The organism is Hyphomicrobium sp. (genome assembly GCF_036262015.1).
Classification (GTDB): domain Bacteria; phylum Pseudomonadota; class Alphaproteobacteria; order Rhizobiales; family Hyphomicrobiaceae; genus Hyphomicrobium_C.
Genome location: NZ_DATAJR010000004.1, coordinates 255060 through 281358 on the forward strand (window position 1 = coordinate 255060; position 26299 = coordinate 281358).

26 protein-coding genes are annotated in these 26299 nt (G+C 62.1%); 18 read left to right on the forward strand and 8 right to left on the reverse strand.

Translation table 11 applies throughout. From position 1 onward, the window contains the following. Nucleotides 1–54: 54 nt before the first annotated feature. The 3 genes from epsC to VHO05_RS02230 all read right to left on the reverse strand — a co-directional run bounded on the left by epsC (nucleotide 55) and on the right by VHO05_RS02230 (nucleotide 2499). A complete protein-coding gene (epsC, locus tag VHO05_RS02220) occupies nucleotides 55–969 on the reverse strand; it encodes a serine O-acetyltransferase EpsC (protein ID WP_329644978.1) in 915 nt (304 codons plus the stop codon). A gap of 162 nt (nucleotides 970–1131) precedes the next feature. After that, on the reverse strand, nucleotides 1132–2127 hold the full coding sequence (locus VHO05_RS02225) for a sulfate ABC transporter substrate-binding protein (RefSeq protein WP_329644979.1): 996 nt from the start codon (nucleotides 2125–2127) through the stop codon (nucleotides 1132–1134). A gap of 162 nt (nucleotides 2128–2289) precedes the next feature. Next, complete coding sequence (locus VHO05_RS02230) at nucleotides 2290–2499, reverse strand: hypothetical protein (protein WP_329644980.1); 210 nt, start codon at nucleotides 2497–2499, stop codon at nucleotides 2290–2292. A 462-nt stretch (nucleotides 2500–2961) separates the two neighbouring features. On the opposite strand from VHO05_RS02230, the gene VHO05_RS02235 reads away from it, so the two are divergent. The 11 genes from VHO05_RS02235 (at nucleotide 2962) to VHO05_RS02285 (ending at nucleotide 14167) form a co-directional block, all read left to right on the forward strand. Beyond that, nucleotides 2962–3882 (forward strand): CysB family HTH-type transcriptional regulator, encoded by a 921-nt coding sequence (locus tag VHO05_RS02235; RefSeq protein WP_329644981.1) that lies wholly within the window; start codon nucleotides 2962–2964, stop codon nucleotides 3880–3882. Nucleotides 3883–4026: 144 nt separating this feature from the next. Beyond that, nucleotides 4027–5049 carry a sulfate ABC transporter substrate-binding protein gene (locus VHO05_RS02240; RefSeq protein WP_329644982.1) on the forward strand — a complete coding sequence of 341 codons (1023 nt, stop codon included), beginning with the start codon at nucleotides 4027–4029 and terminating at the stop codon, nucleotides 5047–5049. A 113-nt stretch (nucleotides 5050–5162) separates the two neighbouring features. Next, nucleotides 5163–5288, forward strand: a complete 126-nt coding sequence (locus VHO05_RS02245) for a hypothetical protein (protein ID WP_329644983.1) — start codon at nucleotides 5163–5165, stop codon at nucleotides 5286–5288. Between the two features lie 59 nt (nucleotides 5289–5347). Beyond that, nucleotides 5348–5968, forward strand: coding sequence for an RBBP9/YdeN family alpha/beta hydrolase (locus VHO05_RS02250; RefSeq protein ID WP_329644984.1), 621 nt, complete (start codon nucleotides 5348–5350; stop codon nucleotides 5966–5968). A 212-nt stretch (nucleotides 5969–6180) separates the two neighbouring features. Then, nucleotides 6181–7545: a hypothetical protein gene (locus VHO05_RS02255; protein ID WP_329644985.1), complete on the forward strand. Its 1365-nt coding sequence runs from the start codon at nucleotides 6181–6183 to the stop codon at nucleotides 7543–7545. A 174-nt stretch (nucleotides 7546–7719) separates the two neighbouring features. Next, nucleotides 7720–8343 (forward strand): XRE family transcriptional regulator, encoded by a 624-nt coding sequence (locus VHO05_RS02260; protein WP_329644986.1) that lies wholly within the window; start codon nucleotides 7720–7722, stop codon nucleotides 8341–8343. 219 nt (nucleotides 8344–8562) lie between these two features. Next, a complete protein-coding gene (cysT, locus tag VHO05_RS02265; RefSeq protein WP_329644987.1) occupies nucleotides 8563–9399 on the forward strand; it encodes a sulfate ABC transporter permease subunit CysT in 837 nt (278 codons plus the stop codon). After that, nucleotides 9399–10298 (forward strand): sulfate ABC transporter permease subunit CysW, encoded by a 900-nt coding sequence (cysW, locus tag VHO05_RS02270; RefSeq protein WP_329644988.1) that lies wholly within the window; start codon nucleotides 9399–9401, stop codon nucleotides 10296–10298. Before cysT ends, cysW begins: the two co-directional genes overlap by 1 nt. Continuing rightward, complete coding sequence (locus VHO05_RS02275; protein ID WP_329644989.1) at nucleotides 10295–11380, forward strand: sulfate ABC transporter ATP-binding protein; 1086 nt, start codon at nucleotides 10295–10297, stop codon at nucleotides 11378–11380. Before cysW ends, VHO05_RS02275 begins: the two co-directional genes overlap by 4 nt. Further along, nucleotides 11377–12318, forward strand: a complete 942-nt coding sequence (locus VHO05_RS02280) for a CysB family HTH-type transcriptional regulator (protein ID WP_329644990.1) — start codon at nucleotides 11377–11379, stop codon at nucleotides 12316–12318. Before VHO05_RS02275 ends, VHO05_RS02280 begins: the two co-directional genes overlap by 4 nt. 163 nt (nucleotides 12319–12481) lie before the next feature. Next, nucleotides 12482–14167 carry a sensor histidine kinase gene (locus VHO05_RS02285; RefSeq protein ID WP_329644991.1) on the forward strand — a complete coding sequence of 562 codons (1686 nt, stop codon included), beginning with the start codon at nucleotides 12482–12484 and terminating at the stop codon, nucleotides 14165–14167. 31 nt (nucleotides 14168–14198) lie between these two features. Here VHO05_RS02285 and VHO05_RS02290 read toward each other — a convergent pair whose 3' ends face one another. After that, nucleotides 14199–14867 (reverse strand): extensin family protein, encoded by a 669-nt coding sequence (locus VHO05_RS02290; RefSeq protein WP_329644992.1) that lies wholly within the window; start codon nucleotides 14865–14867, stop codon nucleotides 14199–14201. A gap of 433 nt (nucleotides 14868–15300) precedes the next feature. Then, the gene (locus VHO05_RS02295) at nucleotides 15301–16095 is read right to left on the reverse strand and encodes an alpha/beta fold hydrolase (RefSeq protein WP_329644993.1); all 795 of its coding nucleotides are present in this window, start codon (nucleotides 16093–16095) and stop codon (nucleotides 15301–15303) included. A 159-nt stretch (nucleotides 16096–16254) separates the two neighbouring features. On the opposite strand from VHO05_RS02295, the gene VHO05_RS02300 reads away from it, so the two are divergent. Beyond that, on the forward strand, nucleotides 16255–16509 hold the full coding sequence (locus VHO05_RS02300) for a zinc-finger domain-containing protein (RefSeq protein WP_329644994.1): 255 nt from the start codon (nucleotides 16255–16257) through the stop codon (nucleotides 16507–16509). 20 nt (nucleotides 16510–16529) lie between these two features. Beyond that, on the forward strand, nucleotides 16530–17732 hold the full coding sequence (locus VHO05_RS02305; protein WP_329644995.1) for an FAD-dependent monooxygenase: 1203 nt from the start codon (nucleotides 16530–16532) through the stop codon (nucleotides 17730–17732). A 14-nt stretch (nucleotides 17733–17746) separates the two neighbouring features. Here the strand turns inward: VHO05_RS02305 and VHO05_RS02310 are convergent, their stop codons facing one another. From VHO05_RS02310 to VHO05_RS02320, 3 genes are all read right to left on the reverse strand, one after another. Further along, nucleotides 17747–19252, reverse strand: coding sequence for a di-heme oxidoredictase family protein (locus VHO05_RS02310; protein ID WP_329644996.1), 1506 nt, complete (start codon nucleotides 19250–19252; stop codon nucleotides 17747–17749). Nucleotides 19253–19379: 127 nt separating this feature from the next. After that, nucleotides 19380–20693, reverse strand: coding sequence for a porin (locus tag VHO05_RS02315; RefSeq protein ID WP_329644997.1), 1314 nt, complete (start codon nucleotides 20691–20693; stop codon nucleotides 19380–19382). Nucleotides 20694–20758: 65 nt separating this feature from the next. Then, the gene (locus VHO05_RS02320) at nucleotides 20759–22054 is read right to left on the reverse strand and encodes an imelysin family protein (protein ID WP_329644998.1); all 1296 of its coding nucleotides are present in this window, start codon (nucleotides 22052–22054) and stop codon (nucleotides 20759–20761) included. A gap of 255 nt (nucleotides 22055–22309) precedes the next feature. Here VHO05_RS02320 and VHO05_RS02325 point away from each other — a divergent pair, with 255 nt between their 5' ends. The 5 genes from VHO05_RS02325 to VHO05_RS02345 all read left to right on the forward strand — a co-directional run bounded on the left by VHO05_RS02325 (nucleotide 22310) and on the right by VHO05_RS02345 (nucleotide 26262). Then, nucleotides 22310–22801: an Rrf2 family transcriptional regulator gene (locus VHO05_RS02325; protein ID WP_329644999.1), complete on the forward strand. Its 492-nt coding sequence runs from the start codon at nucleotides 22310–22312 to the stop codon at nucleotides 22799–22801. A gap of 294 nt (nucleotides 22802–23095) precedes the next feature. Next, nucleotides 23096–23617, forward strand: coding sequence for a hypothetical protein (locus VHO05_RS02330; RefSeq protein ID WP_329645000.1), 522 nt, complete (start codon nucleotides 23096–23098; stop codon nucleotides 23615–23617). Nucleotides 23618–23639: 22 nt separating this feature from the next. Further along, entirely contained in the window at nucleotides 23640–23954 is a 315-nt protein-coding gene (locus tag VHO05_RS02335) for a hypothetical protein (protein WP_329645001.1), read from the forward strand. Nucleotides 23955–24044: 90 nt separating this feature from the next. Further along, nucleotides 24045–25163 carry an imelysin family protein gene (locus VHO05_RS02340; RefSeq protein WP_329645002.1) on the forward strand — a complete coding sequence of 373 codons (1119 nt, stop codon included), beginning with the start codon at nucleotides 24045–24047 and terminating at the stop codon, nucleotides 25161–25163. Continuing rightward, entirely contained in the window at nucleotides 25120–26262 is a 1143-nt protein-coding gene (locus tag VHO05_RS02345) for a DUF1513 domain-containing protein (protein WP_329645003.1), read from the forward strand. Before VHO05_RS02340 ends, VHO05_RS02345 begins: the two co-directional genes overlap by 44 nt. Nucleotides 26263–26299: the final 37 nt, after the last annotated feature.

Below are 26299 nucleotides of genomic sequence, written 5' to 3' on the forward strand. Positions count from 1 at the left end.
CAAAAATATGGATATATCGAATTACGCAAAGTAGGCGCTGCGTCAATAGAGGTTTTAGATTCCCGCGCCGCCGTCGAATGTGTCGCTGCGCGCGTGCGCCTGCACGATGTTGCTGTTGGGTGGGACGCTGCGCATGAGCCAGACGTTGCCGCCGATCACGGAGCCGCGCCCGATCGTGACGCGGCCCAGTATGGTGGCGCCGGCATAGATGACGACGTCGTCTTCGACGATCGGATGACGCGGCAGGCCTTTGACGAGCGCACCCGTTTCATCGACCGAGAAACGCTTCGCGCCGAGCGTCACCGCCTGATAGAGCCGCACACGCTCGCCGATCACGGCCGTCTCGCCGATGACGACTCCGGTGCCGTGGTCGATGAAGAAGCTTCCGCCGATCTCGGCACCGGGATGAATGTCGATGCCGGTCGCCGAATGCGAATGCTCGGCAATAATGCGCGCGATGATCGGAACGTCGAGTTTGTAAAGCGCGTGTGCGAGCCGATGATGAATGAGGGCTTTCACACCCGGAAAGCTGAGCAGCACCTCGTCTTGGCTCTTCGCAGAAGGATCGCCGTCATAGGCGGCGCGGATGTCGTCGTAGAGAACGTCGAGAATTCCGGGCAGGCCGTCGGCAAACTCCTGCACGATGACCTGTGCAGTCTGGGTCGCATCGACGAGCCCTTGCGAGGAAAGAGAAGCCGTGAATCCCAGTTCTCGAACCACCTGCCCATGCAAGACGTCAAGCGCTCGCGCCAGCGCGTTCCCGACGAAGTAATCGAGCGAGCCGTTGCTTGCGCCGCGGGCTCCTCCGAAGCGGCGGGGAAAGAGTGCAGAGGTCAAACCGGAGACCACGTCTGCCAAGTCACGCGGAGACGGGAGATCCAGAACGCGGCCATCGGAGCCGACCTTGCGCGCGACTGTGCCCCGCGAGCTTCTGAGCGCGCCGACAATGCCTTCGATGTTGAATGTCACGGGTGGGCCGCCTCTGTCATTGCCGGGAAGGAGCAGCCACGATGTTAGAAATCACTCACGTGCGGATGAACCAAGAAGAACAGCTAAGTAAATTCCGAAAATGAGATGGGCCGGCTTCGCCAGTTGGCAAAGCCGGCCCATGAGCGAGAGCGCAAGGCTGCGTCAATTGCTCTTGGTCGACGTGATCTGATCGTAAATGCCGCCGTCGGCGAAGTGCTTCTTCTGCGCGTCCGCCCAGCTCCCGATCAGGGTCTCGACCTTGAAGGTCTTGATGGCCGGCAGCTTGGCCTCTGCGAGCACGGCGGCGTCATGCGGACGGAAACCGTGCTTGGCGATGATTTTCTGACCTTCGGGCGTGTAGAGGAAGTCGAGGTAGCCCTTGGCGAGCTCTGCCGTCCCGCGCTTCGCCGTGATGGTTTCGACGACTGCGACCGGCGGTGCGGCTTCGATGGAGAGCGATGGATAGATCACGTCGAATTTGTCGCCGAACTCCGCTTTGAGAAGCGCGATCTCGTTCTCGAAGGTCACGAGCACATCGCCCACGTCGCGTTGCGTAAAGGTCGTCGTGGCGCCGCGGCCGCCACCGTCGAACACCGGCACGTTGGCGAACAGCTTTGCGACGAAATCCTTGGCCTTCTCGTCGCTCTTTTCTGTTTCGAGCGCATACCCCCATGCGGCGAGATAGGTATAGCGGCCATTGCCGGACGTCTTGGGGTTGGGGACCACAACAGAGGCCCCCGGCTTCACGAGATCGTTCCAGTCCTTGATGCCCTTGGGATTGCCCTTGCGGACAATGAAGACGCTGGTCGTCGTGTAGGGAGCGGCTTCGTTCGGAAACTTCGTCTTCCAATCCTTGGCGACGACACCCTTCTCGGCGAGAAAGTCGAGGTCTGTCGCTTGGTTGAAGGTTACGACGTCCGCTTCGAGGCCATTCGCAACGGCTTGCGCCTGTTTGGTGGAACCGCCATGCGACTGGTTCACCGAAACGTCCGCGCCCTTTTCCTTCTTCCAGTGTGCGACGAACGCGGGATTGATCTCCTTGTAGAGTTCGCGCGAGACGTCATAGGACGCGTTGAGAATGGAATCGGCCGCGTACGCGGAGAAAGGAGCGAGCGCGGCGAGCCCCGCCCCGAGAATGAAACTGCGGAAGGTGATCATTGAGTGAGCCTCTTAGGTAGACGTCGGGAAGTTGAGCAGGATTTGAAAAGGGGCCGGCTCGCGGGAGCGAACCGGCCCAGGAGAACCGCGGGCAGAAGCCAGGAGAAGACCGCCGTGGTCCAGGGAGACGTAAAAATCGGAGTGCTCCAGCGAGCTGGGGCGTCAGGCGGCCGCCCTCACTTTCTGCTTCGAATTGCGCGCGGAATATGCCTGCGCGGCACGTTCCGCGTCCCGGGGGGCAGAGAAGATTTTGCCGTCCAAGGGGAAATAGCGGGGCAGAGAAGCGTGGAAGCGATAGGTCTTTTCGCGGTCCTGGCGGACCACGATTCCGGCGGTCTCGTCGGCGACCTCAATGATGAATGCGTCTGACATAGAGTGTCCTTTCCCGTGCGTCGGCGGGCTAAACTCGCGAATGGTGCAAAGGGTTGCGTCGGGGCTCGTGGCCAATGTGGATCAGCAACACCAACACGCGGAGCAGTACGCGGGAATGGATGAATGATGCCCTGCAGCAGGACTGCCAGAGGCGTGATGGAAGAACGTCATGGCTACTCCTTAGCGTTTGATGACGCGGCGCAAGTGAACCTCGAAATCACCGCGGCGACGCAGGATCGCGTCACACCTCCATCAAGCCCCGAATGGCCATAGGGGTCAAATAACAAGAAATGAGAAGCATTGACGTCCGGCGATATATTGGATGCGCCGTCGGTGGCGCGGTCCATTTTCGATTTCGGAATAAGCTAAGAAGAATTTGGTTATTCGCTCGGTTCCGAACCACGGCTACCGTTACGCCAAGCGCACAAGTTGGCGCCGGCGAGAGGAACCCCGCGAGCGGCCATGAACTTTCAGCAGCTTCGCATTATCCGTGAGACCGTTCGGCGCAACTTCAATCTCACCGACGTCGCGCAGGCACTCCTGACGTCACAGTCCGGGGTGTCGAAGCACATCCGGGATCTCGAAGAGGAACTAGGGCTCGAAGTCTTCGTGCGCCGTGGTAAGCGCCTCTTGGGTCTCACAGAGCCGGGCCGTGAGGTCGTGGCTGTCGCGGAGCGGATCCTGCTCGAATCCGAGAACCTCGCGCTTCTTTCGCAGCAGTTCTCGCGCAAAGACACCGGTACACTGCATATCGCCACTACGCATACGCAGGCGCGCTACATGCTGCCGCCCGTAATCGCGCAATTCAAAGCCGCGTATCCGGACGTGCGCCTTGTTCTGCATCAGGCAAGTCCGAAGGAAATCGCGGCGATCCTCCAGGAAGGACGCACCGATCTCGGCATCGCGACGGATACGCTCGACGACCATCCCGGCATCGTTGCGTTTCCCTATACGACATGGTCGCACGCTGTCGTCGTGCCGAAGAACCACCCGTTGCTCGCCGCCGGACCATTGACGCTCGAGGCCATCGCCGACCATCCGATCATCACGTACGATGAAGGATTGACGGGGCGGGCACGCATCGATCAAGCATTTGAGCGGGCAGGGCTCGTGCCGGACATTGCCATGTCGGCACTCGATGCGGACGTTATCAAGGCCTATGTCGAGCTGGGCCTGGGCGTCGGGATCATCGCCGCAATGGCCTTCGACGCGAAGCGCGATCACGCCCTGTCTCTATTGACCTGCAGCCATCTCTTCGACCCGAGCACATCGAGCTTGGCCGTGCGCCGTGGGCGCTTTCTCCGCTCCTATGTTTATCGCTTTATTGAGCTCTGCGCGCCCGAGCTCTCCGAGCAGGTTGTGCGCCGCGCCGAGATCGCCTGAGCCCTCGCTGCGCCGCAGTATCGAATTCCGCGGAACGGGACCGTCGCGCTTTCGTTCATAAGCTCAGCACTTCTTCTTGGTTCGTCTACGCCAGCCCCCCGCCTACCTTTACTTCAGTTAACGCACCAAAGAGGAACGACTCCCATGTCTATCACCCGGATTTCCCGCCGCACGGCCCTCGCGATCGGCGTGTCGATCGGCTTCGCCGGCCTCGCTGCGGCCTCGAACGCCGCCGAGCTGCTCAACGTGTCCTACGACCCGACACGCGAGCTCTATCAGGACTTCAACGCCGCCTTCATCAAGCATTGGAAGGCCGAAGGCGGTGAGGATCTCACCATCAAGCAATCGCACGGCGGCTCGGGCAAGCAGGCCCGCGCGGTTATCGATGGCCTCGATGCCGACGTCGTAACGCTTGCGCTCGCAGGCGACGTCGATCAGCTCGCCTCCAAGGGCAATTTGATCCCGGCCGATTGGCAGAAGCGTCTGCCGCAGAACTCCGCGCCCTACACTTCAACGATCGTGTTCCTCGTGCGCAAGGGCAACCCGAAAAATATCAAGGACTGGTCCGATCTCGCCAAGGACGGCATCGAAGTCGTGACGCCGAACCCTAAGACCTCCGGCGGCGCCCGCTGGAACTACCTCGCGGCTTGGGGCTACGCGCTGAAGCAGGATGGCGGCAACGACGAGAAGGCGAAGGATCTCGTCAGCAGGATCTACAAGAACACCAAGGTTCTCGACTCGGGTGCACGCGGCTCGACCACGACATTTATCGAACGCGGCATCGGCGACGTTCTGATCGCTTGGGAGAACGAGGCCTATCTCTCAGTCAAGGAAATCGGCCCCGACAAATTCGACATTGTGACGCCGTCGGTTTCGATCCTCGCCGAGCCGTCGGTCTCGATCGTCGACAAGAACGTCGACAAGAAAGGTACGCGCAAAGTCGCAGAGGCTTACCTCAACTACCTGTACTCGCCCGAAGGCCAGGATATCGCCGGCAAGCACTACTATCGCCCGCGCGATGAGAAGGCCGCTGAGAAGTACAAGGCGCAGTTCACGCCTGTGAAGCTCTTCACCATCGACGAGGTGTTCGGCGGATGGACGAAGGCGACTGAGATCCACTTCAAGGACGGCGGCATCTTCGATCAGATCTACGCATCGAAGAGCTAACGACAGGTCAGGTCTGCCGTCTCCGGTCCCCGCAGTCTCGGAAGAGATGCTCGGAGGCGGCAGATCCCCACCAAGCAGTCCCCTCGAGCGGACAACACTTAGGAGAAACCGCCATGGCTTTGGTCGTCGCACTCTCGCTGATGAGCGCCACGCTGGCTGTTTCGGTGGCGGTGGCCGCAACGAACGCGAAAGTCCTTGAAGACCGGAAATCTTGTCGGATCGGCACGTGCAGCTGTTGAGGCCCGCGCAGAAATACATCCGGCGCCGTTTCTATCCGAACTTTGAAGGACGATCCCACATGACGACGACCCTTATCATCCCTGGTCTCAATTCGAGCGGCTCAGCTCATTGGCAGACCTGGTTCGAATCTCAGCTTCCCGACGCGGTTCGCGTCATCCAGGGCGATTGGAAGCGGCCCGATCTTCCCGAATGGTCAAGCCGTATCCGTCGCGAAATCTCGCGCCGGCCAGGCCCGATCCTGATCGCGGCTCATAGCTTCGGTGTCCTCGCGGCCGTGCAGGCAGCCGAAGACTACAGCCATCGCATCGCGGGCGCACTGCTCGTCGCACCGGCCGATCCCGACAAATTCGGGGTGACCGATCTCTTGCCCGCCACGCGTCTTTCGTTCCCATCGGTGCTCGTCGCATCGACCAACGATCGCTGGCTCAGCATCGAGCGCGCGCAAAGCCTCTCGGCGCGTTGGGGCGCGATGCTCGTCCACCTTGGCGATGCCGGCCACATCAACGCGGAATCCGGCTTCGGACCTTGGCCCGGCGGTCTTGCGCTGCTGCGTCAGCTCGAAATCGAAGCAGCGCGAACGAATCGTCGCCACGCGGATGATCGCGGCGCATCTCGTCCCGCCGGCAGCTTGGCAGGCGTTTCGCGTCGCGATCACGCGGCGGCATTCGCGCCCGCTTAGCGCACTTTTACGGACGCCACACGCAGTCGAACGGAACCGGTGAGGCGCAGCAGTCACAATGCGGAAGATTTATGACAGCGCCGCGATTTGCCGCTTGAGATAAGGGGGAGAGTCTTGAAAATATAAGTAATATCAATGTGTTATAGCGGAATTATGTCCAACATAGCGGAGACAGTGAAATGGTTGGGGGAGTTAGAGGACGAGGCGGGAAGTTGGCTGCGCTTGCAGCCGGACTTCTCGTCTCGACGGGGGTAGGTCCATCGTTCGCAGCTGATCTGGGGGGATCCTGCTGCACCGATCTGGAGGAGCGCATCGCAGAGCTGGAAGCGACGACGGCGCGCAAGGGCAATCGCAAGGTCTCGCTCGAAATCTACGGTCAGGTGAACCAGGAAGTCCTGTGGTGGGATGACGGCGGCGAGAGCAATGCCGGCGTTTACACGAACGACAACTCGCGCACGCGCATTGGTTTCCGTGGCAAGGCCAAGATCAATGCGGACTGGGAAGCAGGCTATCGCATCGAGCTCGGCATCCGCACTGCGAACTCCAAGCGTTTCACGCAGAACGATCCCACCGGCAGCGGCACCGACATCGGCTTGGATCTTCGCGACTCCTATTGGTACGTGAAGAACAAGAGCCTCGGCACGGTCGCGGTCGGGCGCCAGGGAACCTCAACGGATCAGATCACCGAGATCAACCTCACGCAGACGAAGGACTTCTCCAAGTACTCCGACGTCGAGGACACCGGCCTTGGTCTTCTGTTGCGCTCGTCGGTCAACGGGGAGCTGACTTCGAGTGGATTGTCCTTCCGCCGCCTCATTGGTGATGGCGGCGACCAGCCCGGCGAAGGCGAACGCCGCTTCGATGCCGTGAAGTACACGACGCCGGAATTGGCGGGCTTCACCGCGTCGGCAACCTGGGGCCAGGATGACTACTGGGATGTGGCGTTGAACTACGCCGGAGAGTTCGCAGGGCTCAGGGTCGCGGCGGGCATCGGCTACGGCGAGATCACTGACGGCACACAGACCAACACGGTTTGCGCCATCACCATCGCGGGCGCAGGCCGCGACACGGACTGCAATCAGTTCGGCGGCTCCGTGAGCGTCATCCACGAATCCACGGGTCTGTTCGTCAACGTGGGTGCAGGCATCAAGACGGATGACCTTCTTGCAGAAGCGCCGCGCTTCGCTGGCACAGGCGCGGACGACGAGCAGACCTTCTGGTCGGTGCAGAGCGGCATCGAGAAGAAGTTCAACTCGTTCGGCAAGACCACGATCTACGGCGAATACTACAGCTACGAGGGCGGCGCGAACGGCAACCGCACAGTCGGGCCAACCGATGCGCTCAATCCGACGGGCGCAGGCAGTTGGGCCGTCTGGAACACCGGTCTCGATGTCTGGGGCGCCGGTATTGCTCAGGGCTTCGATTCGGCGGCACTCGTGCTGTACCTCACCTATCGCCACGTCGAGGGCGATCTGACGCTGCGCCAGATCAACGGCGGCGTCGCCAACGGCGCGATCGCCGGTGCGTCGATCGAGGATCTCGATCTCGTCACCGCTGGCGGCATCATCAAGTTCTGATCCTGACCTTCTCCCGATTGTTCAGGAAACGAAAAGGGCTGCCCCTCGGGCAGCCCTTTTTGCTGACGCTATTTCCAACCTGCGCATAAGGACATCATTTCTTCTTCGTTCGTTCACAAAGGTGATGCCGCTACATTGGCAGGCATGGGAACGATCACAGCCACTCCTGTCACAATGTCCAAACTTGAGCCCGACGATACCGACGCCGGACGCAACGCCGTTGCAGACGCAAATTTGCGCGACGTCGCGAGCATCGTCGGTACGAATTTGCGCCGCTTGCGCAAGGCTCAAGGCTTTTCGCTTGAACGATTGGCAGAACTGTCCGGCGTCAGCCGTGCCATGCTGGGGCAGATCGAAACGGCCAAAAGCGTGCCGACCGTCAGCCTCCTTTGGCGCGTCGCCGACGCGCTCGGCGTCCCGGTTGCGACGCTCGTTGCGACCGAGCACGAGCCGGTGGCGGTTGTGTCGAGCCGGGCCCGCGCCAGCGTGCTCGTGACGAGCGAAGGTCGCTACTCCAGCCGCAGTCTGTTGCCCGGCAACAGCGCGCGCACGGTCGGCTTTTTTGAGCTTCAGATCGCAGCGGGGCACAGCGAAGAATTCGCTCCGAGCCCTGCCGGCACGCGCCACAACCTCGTGGTCGCCGTCGGTACGTTGACCGTCGTGATCGGCGGTGGGGCGCCCATTGGCCTCGCCGAGGGTGATGCCATCACCTTCGAGGCGTCTCGCGACTATGTAATTGAAAATACGGACGCAATTGACGTGAGTGCCTATTTGGTCGTGCTCAATCCTACGGCCTGACGCCGAGGTCTATTCCACGAATTGGAATAAGGATTGAACTTCTTCTTCGTTCTGCTTCTAAGGGCCGAACCCTAGGATCAGGATCATCGGGTTCGGGGAATTGTGTCTTGCCGTCGAAACAAACCTATCTGGAAAAGCTTATCTCCTGGACGGCACTGCTGTGTTCTGTCTCGGTGGTCGTCGTGCTGACGATTTCGCACTGAATAGGGACGGCAGTCGATGGCATACACGCGCACTCACAGAGTGCTACCGGGATTCGGGCTCTCGCTCGGGTTCACGCTGGCCTACTTGTCCCTCATCGTGCTCATTCCACTCTCGGCCGTCTTCATCAAGTCGGCCGGCATGGGTTGGGAAAGCTTCGTCCACGCGGTCACGTCTCCGCGCGTGGTGGCCTCCTACAAGCTGAGCTTCGGCGCCTCTCTGATCGCTGCCGCCATCAACGTCGTGTTCGGTCTGCTGCTGGCGTGGGGCCTCGTCCGCTACACGTTCCCCGGCAAGAAGCTTGTCGACGCGTTGATTGATTTGCCGTTCGCGCTGCCCACCGCGGTAGCCGGCATCGCACTTACGGCCATCTACGCGAAAAACGGCTGGATCGGTCAGTGGCTCGAGCCGCTCGGAATCCAGGTTGCCTTCACGCCGCTCGGCGTCCTCGTCGCGCTCGTCTTCATCGGCCTTCCGTTCATCGTGCGCACAGTGCAACCGATCCTCGAGGACCTCGACGCCGAGTTCGAGGAGGCGGCGGCGAGCCTTGGCGCATCGCGCTGGCAGACGTTCCGCCGCGTTGTTTTCCCGACGCTACTGCCCGCGTTGCTGACGGGCTTCGCACTCGCCTTTGCCCGTGCAGTGGGAGAGTATGGCTCGGTCATCTTTATCGCCGGCAACATCCCGCTCGTGTCCGAGATCACGCCGCTGATGATCATCACGAAGCTCGAGCAATATGATTACGCAGGCGCGACCGCCGTCGCGTCGGTGATGCTGGTCTTCTCCTTTACGCTCCTTCTGATCATCAACGGCCTTCAGGCCTGGACATCGCGGCGCATGGGGAGGCAGACCTGATGGCCGGAGCAACTGCAGCACGGCTCGCGCCCAATTCCGGTTCGGCCACGCGTTTCGAAGCCAACGTCGCCACGCGCGATAAACCGTGGGTCAAGTATCTCGTCCTCGGCATCGGACTGTCGTTCTTCTTGATCTTCCTCCTCCTGCCGCTTGTCGCAGTGTTTGTGGAGGCGTTCCGCAAAGGCTGGCAGGCCTACCTCGCCGCGCTTATCGAGCCGGATGCGCTCTCGGCCATCAAGCTGACACTGATCGCAGCAGCGATTTCGGTGCCGCTCAATCTCGTGTTCGGCGTCGCGGCAGCCTGGGCGATTGCCAAGTACGACTTCCCGGGCAAGCACTTCCTGATCACCTTCATCGACCTGCCGTTCTCTGTGTCGCCGGTCGTGGCTGGCTTGATCTACGTCCTGATCTTCGGCGCGCAGGGATGGTTCGGTCCGTGGCTCTCCGAGCACGACATCCGCATCATCTTCGCGGTGCCTGGCATCGTGCTAGCTACGATCTTCGTCACCTTCCCCTTCATCGCGCGCGAATTGATCCCGCTGATGCAAGCGCAGGGGCGCGATGAGGAGGAGGCGGCGGTTACCCTCGGCGCTTCGGGATGGCAGACGTTCTGGCGCGTGACGCTCCCCAACATCAAGTGGGCGCTGCTCTACGGCGTCATCTTGTGCAATGCACGCGCAATGGGCGAGTTCGGCGCGGTCTCGGTAGTATCGGGCCACATCCGCGGCGAGACCAACACCATGCCGCTCCACGTCGAGATCCTCTATAATGAATACCAATTCGCGGCCGCGTTCGCCGTGGCGTCGTTGCTTGCGCTGCTTGCGCTCGTGACGCTCGCGATCAAAACCTACATCGAATGGCGCGCAGGCCGAACGATCGTCGAGGAGACGACACCATGAGCATCGAGGTCAAAAACATTTCGAAGTCGTTCGACACGTTCAAAGCGCTGAACAACGTCAACCTCGAACTTCCGCGCGGCGAACTCATCGCGTTGCTGGGCCCGTCCGGCTGCGGAAAGACGACGTTGCTGCGCATTATCGCCGGCCTGGAGCAGGCCGACGAGGGCTCGATCATTCTTTCGGGCGAGGACGCATCGCACAAGCACGTGCGCGAGCGCCATGTCGGCTTCGTGTTCCAGCACTACGCGCTGTTCAGGCACATGTCCGTTTTCGAGAACGTCGCCTTCGGCCTGCGCGTGAAGAAGAAGCACGAGCGCCCGTCCGAAAAAGACATCCGCGCCAAGGTTCGCCGCCTGCTCGAGCTGGTGCAACTCGACTGGCTGTCCGACCGCTTTCCATCACAACTCTCCGGCGGTCAGCGTCAGCGCATTGCGCTGGCCCGCGCGCTCGCCGTCGAGCCACAGGTGCTACTGCTCGACGAGCCGTTCGGCGCTCTCGATGCCAAGGTGCGGAAGGAGTTGCGTCGCTGGCTTCGGCGCCTCCACGACGAGCTTCACATCTCGTCGGTCTTCGTGACTCACGACCAGGAAGAAGCGCTTGAAGTCGCCGACCGTATCGTACTCATGAACAAGGGCCGCATCGAGCAGATCGGATCGCCGCGGGAGATTTACAACGAGCCGGCCACGTCGTTCGCGTACGGGTTCATCGGCACCGTCAATGAATTCCGCGGCCGCGTCGAAGGTGACTACGTGCGCGTCGGCAACGATCTTCTGCGCCACGGACGCACCGACCTTCATGACGGCGCTGCGGTCATCGCGTTCGCACGCCCGCACGATACCGAGATTTTGAAGGGGTCCGAGGGAGAGGGCGTTGCAGCCAAGGTCAACAGAATCCTGTCGAACGGAGCCATCACCCGCGTCGAGCTGATTGCAAACGGAGATGCGCGCGACGGCAGGAAGGATTATTTTGAGGTCGAGGTGACACCGACCAGCCTAGCGGAGCTTGGCTTGTCGACTGGCGAGCGTGTCCGCATCAAATCCAACCGCCTCAGCTTGTTTGGGGAAGGCGAGAAGAGTCGATGAATTTCCAGCAGCTGCGCATCATCCGCGAGACGGTCCGGCGCAATTTCAATCTGACCGAAGTCGCCAATGCGCTCTACACGTCGCAGTCCGGCGTCTCGAAGCACATCAAGGATCTCGAGGACGAGCTCGGCGTCGAGCTGTTCGTGCGTCGCGGCAAGCGTCTCTTGGGTCTGACGGAGCCGGGTCGCGAGCTGGTCGGCATCGTCGAGCGCATCCTGCTCGACACGCAGAATATCAAGAAGCTCGGCGAGCAGTTTGCGAACAAGGATCGCGGCCAGCTGGACGTCGCGACCACGCACACCCAGGCGCGCTACGCGCTACCGCCGGTGGTCGCCAAATTCCGCAACGAGTTTCCCAACGTGCATCTCGTCCTGCACCAGGGCAGCCCCGCCGAGATCGCCCGCATGCTCGCCGACGGGACGGCCGACATCGGTATTGCAACCGAGTCTCTGCAAAACTCTCCGGAACTTGTGTCGTTCCCGTACTACAGCTGGCATCACGGCGTCGTCGTGAAGGCAGGCCACGCGCTGGAAGGCGAGGAGAACCTCACGCTCGATGCGCTCGCAGAATGGCCACTGATTACCTACAGTGAGGGTTTCACCGGTCGCCCGAAGATCGACAAGTCATTTGCTGACGCGGGCATCGCACCCGATATCGTGCTGTCGGCTCTCGACGCCGACGTGATCAAGGCCTACGTCGAGCTGGGCCTCGGTGTGGGCGTCGTCGCCTCCATGGCCTTCGACCCCGTGCGCGATCCGGAGCTTCGTCTGATCGATGCCGATCATTTGTTCGAGGTGAATGTCTCTCGAATTGCCGTACGACGTGGAACCTATTTGAGGGGTTACGCGTATCGTTTCATCGAATACTGCTCATCGGATCTGACGGAGCAGGTCGTACGTGCGGGGGTCGAATCGGCTGTCGAGCCCGGTCGCGTTTAGCATCGCGCATTTCGTAGAAAAAAAGCCGGAATTTTGAGTACCTTAGGCGGCCATTCATCATGATGGCCGCCATTGCCGTCTTTTGAGCGACACAGGGCGGTCACCATGGTTATTGTAAAGACGACGGTCCGAGTTCCCGCCTAATCGAGTGGCACTTCCAGGAATGAAGCTTCCCTCCCTTCTACGCCCCCCGTGGCCCGTTTCGTTCCTCCTCGCTCTATCCATCATTGCGCTCGCCGTCCCGCTGCTGGCGCTCCTAGGCATGGAAGCGACCCGTCTGACATCATCGGAGCGCGCGCGCCTGTTCGGCGAGGCGCGCAGATCCGCCGAGCGTATCGCCGCCGATCTTGATCAGACGTTGAACGGCTACATTGCCGTCCTCGAGTCGCTGGCCACCACGCCAGCCTTGGGCGAGGATGATTTTGCAACCGTCTACCGCCAAGCCCAGGCCGCGTTGAGCTCGCGGGGCCTGTATGCCTTTCTCCGCGATCCTGGCGGGCAGCAGATTTTCAATACGCGCGTGCCGTACGGCACAGCCTTGCCGAGAAGTCAGGGCTTCGATGATCAAGTCTTGCAAACGAACCGGCCGTACGTCTCGGACGTCGTGATCGGGGACGTGGCGAAGCGCCCTGTAATGGCGGTGAGTGTGCCCGTTCTGCGCAACGGCAAGCTCCGCTACGTGCTGTCATTGTCGCTCGAGCCGGCGCTGATGAAGGAGCTTCTCGACCGGCAGAAGATGCCGCCCGATTGGCGCGCCACCATCGCCGATCGCAAAGGTGTGGTGATCGCCAGAACCCGGCTTCACGAAGAGTTCGTCGGTAAGCCCTTGAGCGAGGTGAGCCGGAGCGACAGCGCGGAAAGGCAGTCGGAAGGAACCGATCTCGAAGGCCGTTCTGTCAAATGGGGCACGGCGCCCTCGGCAGTTTCCGATTGGAAGGTTTACGTCTCGGTCCCTGCAGCGCTGGTGGATGCAGCGGCTCGGGAAGCACTGCTGAGCTACGTCCTGATCGTCGCGGCATTTACCTGCGTGGGGATCGCCGGCGCGGTCGGCGTCGCACGGATCATTACAAAGCCTCTCAACATGGCAGAGGACGCCGCAAAGGCGTTGGGCGAGGGGCGGGCGGTGCAGTTCGAGCCGACGCTTGTGACCGAAGCCAATGCCATCGGCACGGCCCTCGTAGAGGCGGCCCAGCTTCGCGAGCAGGCCGAGCAGCAGATCATGCTGCTGATGCGCGAGGTGAACCACCGGTCGAAGAACATGTTGGCCGTCGTGCAGGCCATTGCGCGTCAGATGCCGACCTCCGATCCAAAGCTCTTCGTGCGCCAGTTCTCGGATCGCATCGTGGGGCTCGCCGCCAGCCAGGACCTTCTGATCGAAAGCAATTGGCAAGGCGTGCGCGTGGCGGATCTCGTGCGGTCACAGCTCTCCCTGTTCCGGGAGCTCATTGGAACGCGCATTGAAATCACCGGGCCGCCGGTGCGGCTCCAACCGCCTGCCGCTCAGGCGATCGGCATGGCGCTCCACGAGCTTGCAACCAACGCCAGCAAGTACGGCGCGTTGTCGGACAACGAAGGCAAGGTGCGTGTTTCTTGGGGTGTCGAAGGGAAGGCTGACGCGCGCGAGTTTTGTCTCGAATGGGCCGAAAGCGGCGGGCCGCCTGTGAAGCCGCCGGATCGGCGCGGCTTTGGCTACACCATCATGGTGGCGATGGTCGAAAAGTCACTCGATGCAACGGTCGACGTGAGCTACGCGCCCGAAGGTCTCGTTTGGAAGGTACGGGCACCCGCGCGCTGCACGTACGAGGGACCTACGACGATGGGCGGCCCGGCGAAGCGCGGCGGGGTGTGAGACGGACGGCACATCTCGGAAGGCTGTTGCCTTATTTGCAAATGCGCTTCAGCCCAGCCAGCCCATGACGCGCCAAGTCCACGTGGAAGTGATCCGCATGGTTCCGGTCGTAATCCGGGCTGAGGACCGTCATGAAGTTGTCGCAGGCGCCGCGATGGGCGGCGCGCAGGAACGCCTGCTCCTGAACATCGCCTTGCCAGTCGCGCTTGATGGAGATCGTGCGTCCGTCAGCGAGCGTAAAACCCGAGACGTCGAGCGCATTGGCATAGCCGTGCTCCGAAAGCCGTGCGCCGGAGACATGGTTCATCGGACGGCAGGAGTATGAGCCGGCGACGGAGACCTCGACCAGCTCGGAGCCGAAGTAGTAGCGCGCCGCAGGGCTGACGCTCTCACGGATCCATCGCTCGACCTGAGGGATCATGGGACAGCGCAACAGCGCAGCTGGTTTGAGGCGCACACGGCCATTGTCGACAGCGGTGAGTTCGTAGGGACGCTCGGTTCCGCAAACGCTGGGGCCACCGAGGGCCGACCGGCTCGATGCGAACGTGGTCCGGGCGAGAACGCCCGAAGAGATGCACGAATCTTCTTCCTTCGCCCGCCAAGGCTCGACCTTAGCGACGAAATCCGGCCCGGAGCTGCATCCGGAAAGCAGGGCCGACGCCAGGGCCGGCAGCAAGAGAACGCGAAGACTGAGACGCATGACGTTGGGACACTACGCTCGTTAAGACTAACGAACCGTGAACGGCCCCATCCTCCCCATACGTCCTATCGCAGTATTTTTCGGCTCTTTCCGGCCGAGCGTGCGGCAGCCGTTTGGCTCTTGCGCGGCTGATTCCGGGCAACGGAGACGCTTTTATCCACAGATAACGCATCAAGCGGTGGAGAATCCGTGGTCCAATGAATTAAGTGTTTGCTACAATCTGAATGCTCGAAACGCCATCGGTTTTGGCGAGGTCATCCCTCCCTCTCAGAGGATGCGTCGGAGCCGAAAACGGGCACTGTATGCGTAAAGGCGTCAAACGCCCTTTCGTGCGTCGAGGCCCCGGCCAGACGACAGAGCTGCTCGCTCGGCATCCCCCACGATGTTCCCTCGACGAGCAACGCCTGTCCTCCCCGGGGCCTTGTGATTCAGCCTACCCCTCTGAAAGCCGATGACGGTCTAGGAATGAGAGTGCGGCTGCCTTGAACGTGCGGTCGCCGACCGCCTTCATATGTTCCCGTCCCACGATCATGAACGCTTCCGCCCCAGGAATGAGTGCGGCCAGATCCGCGGCCGGGCCACCGACGACGTCGTTCTCGCCGACCGCGACTAGAACGGGTGCCGAAAGCGTTGCCACCGCCGCCGCGGTGATCGGCGCCCGCGCGGAGCGGATGCACGCGGCCAGCGCCTTGAGGTCGCTCTTGGTCTGCTCAGCGAAGACGCGGAAGGTGCGCGCGGCCTGGCTCTTTACGTCGTCGACGCTGGGAGCTTCGAGCGCATGCGCAATGGGACCCGTGCCGGCCATGCCGCGCACCATGTTGATCCCAAGCCCGCCGAACACCAAGCTTGCCACCCGCTCCGGATGCGCGAGCGCCAGAAACGCCGCGATCCGCGCGCCCATCGAATAGCCAATCACATGGGCCGTCTGAATGCCGAGATGGTCGAGCAGCCGTCGCGCATCCTCGGCCATGAGAGGCGCGCCGTAGTCCTCGAGGCGGTAAAGCTTCTCGCTTTGGCCGTGGCCCCGGTTGTCGAACGCAATCACCCGGTAGCCCGCGGACAAAAGCTCCGACACCCAACCCGTATCCACCCAGTTGGTGCCCGTATTGGAGGCGAACCCGTGAATGAGCAGCACAGGCTCGGCATCCGGCCGCGAGCCGGGCTCGTCCATGTAGGCCAGTGTCACGCCGTCGGAATTGAAGGTCTTCAGGGTCGGGCGTGGATGCATTCTGAATTCCATGCGAGGTTGCGCCAAATCATGGCCGGTTGCGACCGTGGGCGGTAGGGTGTCAGCAAACCGGCAAGATATGCAATGCCTTGCCGACCGCGAGCGTCCGCGCTACCCATGCACCCGAAGCGACGAACCGCGGCAACCCGAAGTGAACCCATGGCCAAGAGCGCGACGCCCCATTTTGCAAACGACCTCGGCGCAGAGAAAATCTTCGTCGGCGTCAAGGAACTGCAATGCATGGGGGCGCGTCCGCCCTTCGATCACCCGCATGTCTATCTGGACATGGGCGCCGACAGCCAGATCCTGTGCCCCTATTGCTCGACGCTTTATGTCCACGACCCGCGCCTTGCCGAAAACGAGAGCGATCCCCGCGATTGCCTTGTCTCGCTCCCTGGTGACGTGGCGGCATAAGCCTCGACGGGCAGCGGACCATGATGTCACGTCCGCCCTCACGCAGCGCGGTCCTTGAAAATGTGCTGATCGCTGGCGGCGGCATCGGCGGATTGGCGACCGCGTTGGCCCTCGCAAAAAGGGGTATCGCTTCGTCGATCCTCGAACGGCGGCTGCTGTTCGGCGAGGACGGGGCAGGCATCCAGATCGGTCCGAACGGGACGCGCATCCTCGAACAGCTCGGCGCGGCGGAGTTCCTGAAGACCCGGATCGCTGTGCCGGACGCGTTGCGCATTCTCGACGCCGTGAACGGACGCCAGCTCGGGAGCTTTCCATTGGGGCGATGGATAGCGCTTCGCCATGGTGCCCCCTATTGGGTGGCCCATCGCCGCGACCTCCACAACGCGTTGCTGAGCGCGGCCGAGCGCGAGCCTTTGATCAAGATCCGGATGGGATTCGACGTCAGCGGCGTGCGTGAGGAGGGCGGCAAGGTCACGGCCATGTCCGTCAATGAAGATGAAGCGCGCGGTGACGTTCTGATTGCCGCGGATGGAGCCTGGTCGGCGCTGCGCTCGCGCGCCTTCGCTGGGCCGGCGACCGTCTATACCGGTAAGTGCGCCGTACGCACCGTTGTGCCGATCGAAGAGGTGCCGCAAGCGCTCAATCGCACCGAGGTTCATCTGTGGCTGGGACGGGACGTGCACGTGGTGCACTATCCCGTCAACGCAGGTCGCGCCGTCGCGCTCGTCGCGATATTTGACGATCGCAGCATCGCCATCGATTGGTCCACACCCTGCGACAGGGACTGGGTCACAGCGCGCACCAATAGCTTCGACCCGCTGTTGCGCGAGTTGCTCGCAGCGCCCGACAACTGGCGCCGCTGGTCGCTTCTCGCACTGCGTGAACAGCCGCGTTTCATTGTGGGACGCATGGCGCTTCTCGGCGATTCGGCCCATCCCATCTTGCCGTTTCTTGCTCAGGGCGGGGTGATGGCCCTTGAGGACGCCGTCATCATCGCCGACGCCTTGGCCGGCAACCGAAGCGATCCCGCGGCTGCGCTCGCGGGGTACGCGCAGGCGCGCGCAGCCCGCGTGCGCCGCGTTGCGCGAGCGTCGGCCAGGAATGGACGCATATTCCACCTGCATGGCGCGATGGCCGCAGCGCGGAACTTCGCACTGGCCAAAATCCCGCCGGAGCGCTTCATGCGCCGATACGACTGGCTCTACGGCTGGAAACATCCCTAGGCCCGCGGCAACGCTCAGAGTGAGTTGACGAACTTCACCAGGGCTTCGCGCTCCTCGCGGCTGAGGGCGGCATAGGCGTCGCGCGCATGCTGGGCTTCGCCGCCATGCCAGAGAATGGCCTCCTCGACGTTCCGTGCCCGCCCGTCATGCAAGAGGAAGGTGTGGCCGTTCACGATCTCGGTAAGCCCCACGCCCCATAGGGGAGGCGTTCTCCAGTCGCGTCCGTCGGCCAGCCCTTCCGGACGACCGTCAGCGAGACCTTCGCCCATGTCGTGCAGCAGGAAATCGCTGTAGGGCCAGATGTCCTGCTTGCTGAGGTGCGGTTGCCCTTCGACGGCGCCCGTTGTGAAGGAGGGGTGATGGCAGGCGGTGCATCCGGATTTGTAGAACAGCACCTTGCCTTTCAACACGTCGTCGTCGCCCGCGCCGCGACGCGCGGGAACGGCGAGGTTCTGCGAGTAGAACGCTACGAGATCGAGCAGCTCCTTGCTGAGCTCGAAGCCGCCGTGCTTTTCCGAATTGCCATTCGGCGCGTTGAGGCAGGTCGGTTGTTTGGCCGTGCAGTCGCCTGCTGCAAGGGGCAGGAGTGGATTTGAAAGCCCGATATCGCCGGCCGCCGCCGTCGCGCTTTGATCGAGGATCGTGGCCTCTCCGGCCTTCCAACCGAAACGGCCGAGCCGGACATCGTTCTGCGAAATTGACCAAACCTCGTTGACGCGTCCCGAGATGCCGTCCTTGTTGGCGTCGTCCGGGTCGGCGTTCGCGCGAATGTCGGCCTCGGGGATCGCTTCGATGAGTCCCAGTCCGATCATCGGCGGCGCGACGCGGGGCGACAGCATGACCTTCGGATGCATCGGCCCGTAGGCGAGTTCCGTCACGGAATAGGTCGGCTTGCGCAGCGTGACGACTTGGCCGCCAGCGAGCGTCACCGGCACATCGGTGTACGCGATGTGCATGTGTCCTTCGCCGTCATGCCCTTGGATGGCGATGTTCTGCAGTTGATTGCCGTAGACGGGATCCGGGATCGACAGCACGCGCTTCGCGGCCAGCAGCTCCTTCTGCTCCTCGGTCTCTGGCGGAATCGAGAGGCGGAGGAACATGGAGACGGCCGTTTCATCCGGCCAGTTGGCGAACGGTGGACGTCCGCGCCCGTCTTTCTGATGGCAGCTCTGACACCCGCGCGCATTGTAAAGCGGACCTAGGCCGTCGGACGCTTGAGTCGACGAGGGGGCCGCAACCCAGAGCTTTCGGAAGATCGCGTTTCCGACGTTGAAGCGGGATTCGCCTTCGGGGTCGATTCCGTATGAAAAGTGCGAGAAGGCGTCGCGGTCGGTGACGCTCCGGCGTGAGGTGGCGCCGCCTCCAGGCATCTCTTCCCCAGGTTGGACAACCGGCGCGATGTCGACGGCCGGATTGGCGGTGCCCCTGCTGACGGCCAGAGACAACACACCGGCGGCAAGAGGCACGGCGGCCGCCAAACCAACGATCAATAGGACGGGTCGCGCTATCGTGCGGGGCATTGAGAACGCTCGTTTACTCCGGGGTACGACCCCGCCGGAGCAGAAGGCAATTGCGTTCAGTCAGCACGCCATGGGGGCGGGTTCAAGATAAAACCCTGCGACCTCTTAATCCCGTAGGGTGAAGACCTTAGAAGGCGATCTTGGAGCCCGCTATGACGGTGTCAAAAGCCTCTATGCCGCGCGCAGCAACGGAAGCCCCGGCGCCGTCAACAAGGTCGAAGCTCGCTGTGTGGTGCCGATAGCCGAGGTAAATCTGCATATTCGCGGCTTCGACTTGCTGCACGACGCCCAGGCCCCAGACATCCGCCTCGTTGCCTGCGATCCGCGTTGCCGTGCCCGTCGCATTGAGCGCGTCGAGAAGATCGACGTTGTCCGTTGCGCAGATGAAGTCTTTGAACCAGCCGTATTCGCCGTAAAAGCCGGTCGGGCCCAGGGCATTGAGCTTCGTGAGCCAACCGAGCTTGGTATAGACGTAGTGAGGATCTTTCGGCGTGCGCGTCACACCGTCAACATCGACAATGGCTTGGTCGTAGGTGCGATGGCCGCCGGCAAAGGTGATGTTCAATCCTGTCCCGGTGTGCAGGAGTGAAGCCGAGCCCAAGACCGTGGACTGGGCCAGTCCGAGCGGATTGCCGATGAGCGGATCCGTGCCGTCCGTCAGTTCCGTGTAGGCGATGGCGGCTCCGAAGTTCAAACCGCCACCTTCATGCGCGTATCGGATCGCCACGTCCCAGACGTCGTCGTCCCCCCACGTGGCCGAGGCGATAAACCCATGATACTCGGGCGAGTCATAGCGCACGAGATCGGCCGTATCGCCATTGAAATGATTGTAGAGGTCGCCCCACACGACGGGCGCGAGCGCGCCGTTGGAAAGCCTCAGATTGAAGGCGCCGCCGATGTCTTGGACACCCACGTAGGCCGCAACGCCCGTCTCCGACAGATCGGTTTCTGGAACCGTGTCGCTCGCGCGGGAAGCGCGGCCGAGCGAGAACTTTCCAAGCGTCTTGCTTTCGACCCACCAGTGGTTCTGCCAGATGAACAGGTCGCTGCCGCCGTTCACGTTGTCCTGGCTGACCAAGTCGGAGAGGTTGTCGACGTAGCGGATCGTGATGTCGTAGCCCGCGCGCCATTCGGAGGTGATTTCCGCCTCCCCGGTAAAGCTCATGTTGGTCTGGTCGTTTTTGTTGCCGACCACATAGACGTTGTCTTCGAAGCCGTCGTCCCAGCCCAGAAACGCTTTGTTCACTTGGCCTGCGACCGTGAGCGAAACTTTGCGATTGCCTTTGCGCGCGGTCGTTGCCTCAAGCTCAGCGATCCGCTCTTCGAGGTCAGCGCAGCAGCTACCGCCTAAATCCGCCGCGCCAGCCGCCGTCGGCGCGGCAAGCGCGGTAAACCCCAAGCATGCACCCAGCAGAACACACGCGCCGAACGTGTTTTTCATGCTGCTCTCCCCCTCTTCGCGCCCGCGAATCAGGATGCCTGATTTATATGCTGGAGAATAGAGTACTACTTGTTTCCGCCTACCTTGTCGGGCGCATCCAGACTGTCGGAACCCTCAAACTTGATATCCTTGAGATCGAGTGCGGCGACTGCACGCTCGAATTCCTTGGCTTGCGCGATCAGCGCGTCGATTGCGGCCTGTACAACGGCATTCCCCTCGGGGTTGTCCAATCCGATCATCTGATCGTAGGCCTCGACCTTGTTCGCGCGGTCCACGAGAGCGGTCATCTTGCCCACCGTCTTGTCGATGGCCGCCCGGACCCGCGCATCGGCCTCGGGTGATTTCGCTTTCACCAGGTCGGAGACGCTGGGGCCGGAGACCGTGCTGCCGTCAAGGCGCTTGTAAGTGCCGAGGTAGACGTTCTGGATGCCGTGCGCGTCGCCGTAGTGCGAATTGTGCGTATTGTCGGAGAAGCAGTCATGCTCCTCCTCGGGGTCGTGAATGATGAGGCCGAGTTTCATGCGCTCGCCCGCCAGCTCGCCGTAGGAGAGGCTGCCGAGACCCGTGAAGATAGCCGTCAATCCCGACTTGTCGTCCTTCATGATGAAGGCGCGAGCTTCGCCTTTGGGGCCCCACTGCTCGGTCATATAGGCGAGGTCGTCGACCAGCATGTCTGTGACGGTCGAGAGATACTGAGCACGCCGATCGCAGTTGTCGTGGGTGCAAGCCTTGAGATCATAGTCGGTGGCCGGCCGGTTGCCCGCGCCGGGGCCCGTTCCGTTGAGATCCTGTCCCCAAAGCAAAAATTCGATGGCGTGATAGCCAGTCGCCACGTTGGCCTTGACGCCGCCGGCTTCATTCAGGCCTCGAAGGAGTTCAGGCGTGATCTTCGAGGTGTCGACGGTCTTTCCAGCGACCTTGAGCGACTTATTCGCGATGACGTTCGCGGCGTAGTACTCGTTTTCCGGGTTTTCCGTGCCGTAGGCCTCGGCAACGTAATCGATCAGGCCTTCGTCGAGCGGCCAGGCGTTCACACGGCCTTCCCAGTCGTCGACGACGGGATTGCCGAAACGGAAGGCTTCGGTCTGCATGTAGGGAACACGCGCCGCGATCCATGCCTTCCTGGCCGCGTCCAAGGTCGCATCGGTGGGGGTCTTGATCAGTGCATCGACCGCTGACTTGAGATCGCGTGCCGCCTTGAGGCTGTCACCGTAGCCGGCTTCGGCGATGTTGGAATAGTTCGTCAGCACGTCCTTGATCGCAGGCGCATCGGCGTGGGCGTGGACGGGAACCAGCGCGATTGCCGCTGCGGCAGCGAGTGCCACGAGAGACGATCGCGCCGCGATGAATGCCTTGGACAAGAGCGGCCTCCTGAGTCGGTGAAGCTGCCTAAAGCGTCTAGGCTTATTGACGCATTCAGTCAAGAATGCGAAAAGTCGGCCGTGATGCGGCCAACTTTTCCGCTCTTTTCAAAGGTTAAGTTCCTGATTCTCAGCTGACATTTGAGCGGAAGAGGTTGTAGTTTGGAATTAGTCTAGATCGAGTCTAGAATACGAGAGCTTCGAAAAGCGAGACCGTGTGAGGGTTTGGCACGGGCGAAAGAACTGGGAAAACCAATGCGCCTAAGCAAAACGACGAACTACGCCATCCGCATCCTTCTTGATTGCGCCTTGGCCGATCCAAACTTGGTGAAAGTCGCTGAGATTTCCGAGCGTCGGGACATCACCCTCCAAAACACCTTCAAGATCGTCCACCTCCTGTCTCGCGCCGGCTTTATCCAGGCGGTTCGCGGACGGCATGGCGGTGTCCGGCTCGCACGCCCTGCATCAGAAATCCGAATCGGCGATGTGGTGCGGGCGATGGAAGCTCTCCACCTCGAAATCGAGCGCGAGGAAGGCGAGACGCAACTCGCGGCACTCGATGAGCTGTTCGACAGCGCGCTGGGGGCTTTCATCAATGTTCTCGACGAGCACACGCTCGAGCAGATGACCAAGGTTCAGCGCAAGGAGCCCGCGAGCCCGCGCGCGAAGGCCAAGACATCGAAGCGCACCAAGACCTTGGCGGTTTCCGGCAGCGGCGCACGTCGTCATCAGGTGAGCCACGGCTGAAGCGGTCGGAACGACTTCTGTACTTTGGAACTCTTCAAAACAAAGATTTGAATGATTCCAATAGCCTAATGTGTCATCGCCACACTTGACTCTACGGCCTGAAAGAGGTTGCTTACGCTCAAGGTTGCGCGTGCGCAATTCGCTTACATGTCCTTTTCGGGGCCTTGAACCCCGACAATAGGAAGGCCTGATCGATGTGTTTCGAACTACGCCCGCAATGGGTGTTGCGCGCATGCTGCGCGCCTTTCTCCTCGCAAAATGCGGACTTGGCGGGCCTTCCGGCGGAGGGTCGTAATGCGTCGGTCTAATGTCGTCCCCCTCTCCGTTTCGATGCCGGCTGCCCACGTCCTTTCCGGGGAACGTGGCGCGGAGCGATTGATCGGTCTCGGCTTTCGCTACTGGGTCGCCGGCTACAAGTCTGGCGACATCGATCGCTGGGAAGACGCTTGGCGCATTTATTCGCAGGCGCTTGGTCCGAATGCAGCACGCACGGCGGTGTCGGAGCTGTCTGCCTGGGTCCGCGCCGTCAGCGCCGCGGCCCGCCGCGAGATCGAAGTCTGCTCGGGCGATTGCGCAGGCTTCTGCCGCGATGAATGCCTCGCAGTTTCGATGATCGCCGCCTGCCAGCACAACACGTGCCCGGCCATGCGCGCCTGCGCCTTCGCGCTGATCGAAAGTTCGCTGATCGACGAAGTCGTCCATCACGCGGAAAGCTTCGCGGTTACCATGCGCGGTCTCGATCAGATCCTTTCGCCGGGTTTGATCGTAAACGCTGCAGCGTATGCGTCGGCCTCCCACGCCGCCCCGAGACAATAGAGCGGCAAGGAAGCATTGAAAGATGATCGTCTGTTCCTGCCAGCAAATCTCTGATCTCGACATCGAGCTTGCTCTCCTCGATATCCTGAATCAGCCCGAGGCGCCGATCCCGACGCCTGGCGTTGTCTACCGCCACATGCAGAAACGCATGCAGTGTTGCGGTTGCGCGCCGCTCGCTGTCGATGTGATTTACGCAAGGCTCGAGAGCCTGGAGCGGAAGGGTCTCATCTGCCCCTACCGCAGCTTCTCTACCCGCGAGCGCCTCTTGCGTCTCCAGCAGCAGCGCCGCAAACAGCCGGCGAACACGCCCGCAGACGAGTACGAAAGCTGCGAATGAGCTGACGGCACCGCCGTTGCCTTTCTCCTCTTTCACACAAGGCTGGCTCGGCCTAAACATCGGGGCGTTTCGGCCTCGAGGAGTTTCTCTGTGACCCCAGTCCGGCTTTTTAAATCGGCCTTGATCGCTTCCCTGGTCACGGTCGCCATGAGCCTTGTCGCAGCGTCCGCTGAAGCCCTCCCGATCCGCAAGAGCCACGCCACGATGGTGATCGACACCATCGACAAGTTCATCGTGCCGCGTGTTGATGCTCTGTCGGCCAAGACCGCCAACCTCACCGCTGCAATCGGCGCCGTATGCAAGGACGGTGGCAGCGAGGCCTCGCGCAAGGCGGCGACTGCGGCTTATGCCGAGATCGTCCATGCCTGGGGCGGGCTCGACTTCATTCGCTTCGGCCCCGTTGCGCGCGAGCATCGCCTTGAGCGCATCTTCTTCTGGCCGGATCCGCGCGGTTTCGCGTCGCGCCAGTTGAGCGCCTTGATCGCGGCCAAGAAGCCCGATTTGCTTGAGTCGGGCGCATTGGCGCGCCAGAGCGTCGCTGTACAAGGCCTGACCGCGCTCGAAATCCTACTCTATGACGAAAAAAATCCACTCGGCACCGGAACGGACGAAACGGCGAAGTATCGCTGCGCACTGGCCGCCGCCATCGCAGCCAACCTCCACGCGATCGCCGAGGAGATCAGCGCTGGCTGGAAAGGCGATGACGGCTATCGCATGAAGATGCTGACGCCGGGATCCGACAACGCACTTTATAAGGACGCCTCCGAGACCGTCCGCGACGTGGCCAAAGCCATGGCGATGGGCCTTGAGCTTGGCCGCGACAGGATCGTCCTGCCGGAGCTGACGGCGGTGACGGCCGATCCGCCGCGGCGGGTGCGCCTCGCTTTCGAGCAGGCGGGTCTCACCAGCGAGTATCTGCAGTCGTCGATCGTCGCGTTGAAGGATCTTTACGAAACCATCGGCCTCGACGCCTACATCCCGGCCGACAAGCCCTGGATGGTGAAGTTCATCCCCGACGCTTGGAAGAGCCTCATTGCCGACGCGGCGAAGCTCGACGACCTGCGCGCAAACGAGCGCGGGTCGGAAGCGCACCTGCACGCGCTCCGCAAAATGCGCTTCGACCTCAGTGGCATCCGCCAGATCATCTTCAAGGAGCTGGCCCCCAATGCCGAAATCGAAATGGGGATCAACGAGCTCGATGGCGATTGACCGCCGCCAGTTTCTGATCGGCTCGATGGTGGCCTTGGGCGCCGCCCGTCATGCGCTCGCGGCCGAAGGACTGAGCGGCGCGGCCACTGCGGTCTACGCGTCCGGCGCGCGCCGCCCTGACGGCAGCTACGCCGTCCTGCTCATCGCCGAGGATGGGCGCCTCCTGCGCGAAATTCCGCTATCCGCGCGATGCCACGACATCGCGATCGACCACGTTGCAAGGCTCGGCGTGGTTTTCGCGCGACGCCCCGGCTTCTTCGCGCTCGCCTTCGATGCCGACGGCCGCCGCGAGCCGGAGGTATTCGCGCCTCCGCCCGATCGCCACTTCTATGGTCACGGCGTCTTCTCGAAGGACGGCAGGCTCGTCTATGCGACCGAGCACAATGTGGATACCGGAGATGGCATCATCGGCGTCTACGACGCGGCTGGCGGCTGGCGGCGTGTTGGCGAGTTTCCCTCCTACGGCATCGGTCCCCACGAAGCGATCCTGCTCTCCGACGGCAAGACGCTCGCCATCGCGAATGGCGGTTTCGGCAACGATCCCGCGACGGGGCGCGAGAGCATCGGCGTCGCAGACATGGCGCCGAACGTCGCTTTCGTCGATGTCACAAGCGGCGCCCTCAAGGTGCGCCACGAGGTTCCCTCCGACATCAATCTCTTGTCCGTGCGCCATCTCGCGGAGACGCCGCGCGGCGACATCTGGTTCGGCAGCCAGTGGCAAGGCGGCCTGGAGGACACGCCGGCCCTCATCGGCCGCGTCGGTCTCGATCGCCCCATCGCCTTGATGGTGCAGGCCGATGCGCTGGGTATGGCGCTGAAGGGCTACATCGGCGCCGTCGCCGTCAGTGCCGACGGCCGTCTGTTGGCCGCATCCGCTCCGCTCGCCGGCCGCGTCGTCTACGCCGACGCCGAGACCGGCAAGATCGTCCACGACGTTCGGATCAAGGACAGCTCCGGACTTACGCTCGGCAGCGGCGGGTCCGAGTTCGTCATGAGCTCCGGCGAAGGCGCCCTGCGGTTTGAGAGCGACGACTCTAACTCCCAGAAAATCTTGAACTTTGCGGGCGCCGAGTTCGACAATCACATCCGTCGCGTTTGACGGCGCCCTCGACCGACTTTAGAAGCGTCGAAGTCTT

Coding starts and splice junctions, on each gene's coding strand:
- VHO05_RS02225 (WP_329644979.1), bottom strand. CDS start 2,127: ATGATCACCTTCCGCAGTTTCATTCTCGGGGCGGGGCTCGCCGCGCTC.
- VHO05_RS02230 (WP_329644980.1), bottom strand. CDS start 2,499: ATGTCAGACGCATTCATCATTGAGGTCGCCGACGAGACCGCCGGAATC.
- VHO05_RS02235 (WP_329644981.1), top strand. CDS start 2,962: ATGAACTTTCAGCAGCTTCGCATTATCCGTGAGACCGTTCGGCGCAAC.
- VHO05_RS02240 (WP_329644982.1), top strand. CDS start 4,027: ATGTCTATCACCCGGATTTCCCGCCGCACGGCCCTCGCGATCGGCGTG.
- VHO05_RS02245 (WP_329644983.1), top strand. CDS start 5,163: ATGGCTTTGGTCGTCGCACTCTCGCTGATGAGCGCCACGCTGGCTGTT.
- VHO05_RS02250 (WP_329644984.1), top strand. CDS start 5,348: ATGACGACGACCCTTATCATCCCTGGTCTCAATTCGAGCGGCTCAGCT.
- VHO05_RS02260 (WP_329644986.1), top strand. CDS start 7,720: ATGTCCAAACTTGAGCCCGACGATACCGACGCCGGACGCAACGCCGTT.
- cysT (WP_329644987.1), top strand. CDS start 8,563: ATGGCATACACGCGCACTCACAGAGTGCTACCGGGATTCGGGCTCTCG.
- cysW (WP_329644988.1), top strand. CDS start 9,399: ATGGCCGGAGCAACTGCAGCACGGCTCGCGCCCAATTCCGGTTCGGCC.
- VHO05_RS02275 (WP_329644989.1), top strand. CDS start 10,295: ATGAGCATCGAGGTCAAAAACATTTCGAAGTCGTTCGACACGTTCAAA.
- VHO05_RS02280 (WP_329644990.1), top strand. CDS start 11,377: ATGAATTTCCAGCAGCTGCGCATCATCCGCGAGACGGTCCGGCGCAAT.
- VHO05_RS02285 (WP_329644991.1), top strand. CDS start 12,482: ATGAAGCTTCCCTCCCTTCTACGCCCCCCGTGGCCCGTTTCGTTCCTC.
- VHO05_RS02290 (WP_329644992.1), bottom strand. CDS start 14,867: ATGCGTCTCAGTCTTCGCGTTCTCTTGCTGCCGGCCCTGGCGTCGGCC.
- VHO05_RS02295 (WP_329644993.1), bottom strand. CDS start 16,095: ATGCATCCACGCCCGACCCTGAAGACCTTCAATTCCGACGGCGTGACA.
- VHO05_RS02300 (WP_329644994.1), top strand. CDS start 16,255: ATGGCCAAGAGCGCGACGCCCCATTTTGCAAACGACCTCGGCGCAGAG.
- VHO05_RS02305 (WP_329644995.1), top strand. CDS start 16,530: ATGATGTCACGTCCGCCCTCACGCAGCGCGGTCCTTGAAAATGTGCTG.
- VHO05_RS02310 (WP_329644996.1), bottom strand. CDS start 19,252: ATGCCCCGCACGATAGCGCGACCCGTCCTATTGATCGTTGGTTTGGCG.
- VHO05_RS02315 (WP_329644997.1), bottom strand. CDS start 20,693: ATGAAAAACACGTTCGGCGCGTGTGTTCTGCTGGGTGCATGCTTGGGG.
- VHO05_RS02325 (WP_329644999.1), top strand. CDS start 22,310: ATGCGCCTAAGCAAAACGACGAACTACGCCATCCGCATCCTTCTTGAT.
- VHO05_RS02330 (WP_329645000.1), top strand. CDS start 23,096: ATGCGTCGGTCTAATGTCGTCCCCCTCTCCGTTTCGATGCCGGCTGCC.
- VHO05_RS02335 (WP_329645001.1), top strand. CDS start 23,640: ATGATCGTCTGTTCCTGCCAGCAAATCTCTGATCTCGACATCGAGCTT.
- VHO05_RS02345 (WP_329645003.1), top strand. CDS start 25,120: ATGCCGAAATCGAAATGGGGATCAACGAGCTCGATGGCGATTGACCGC.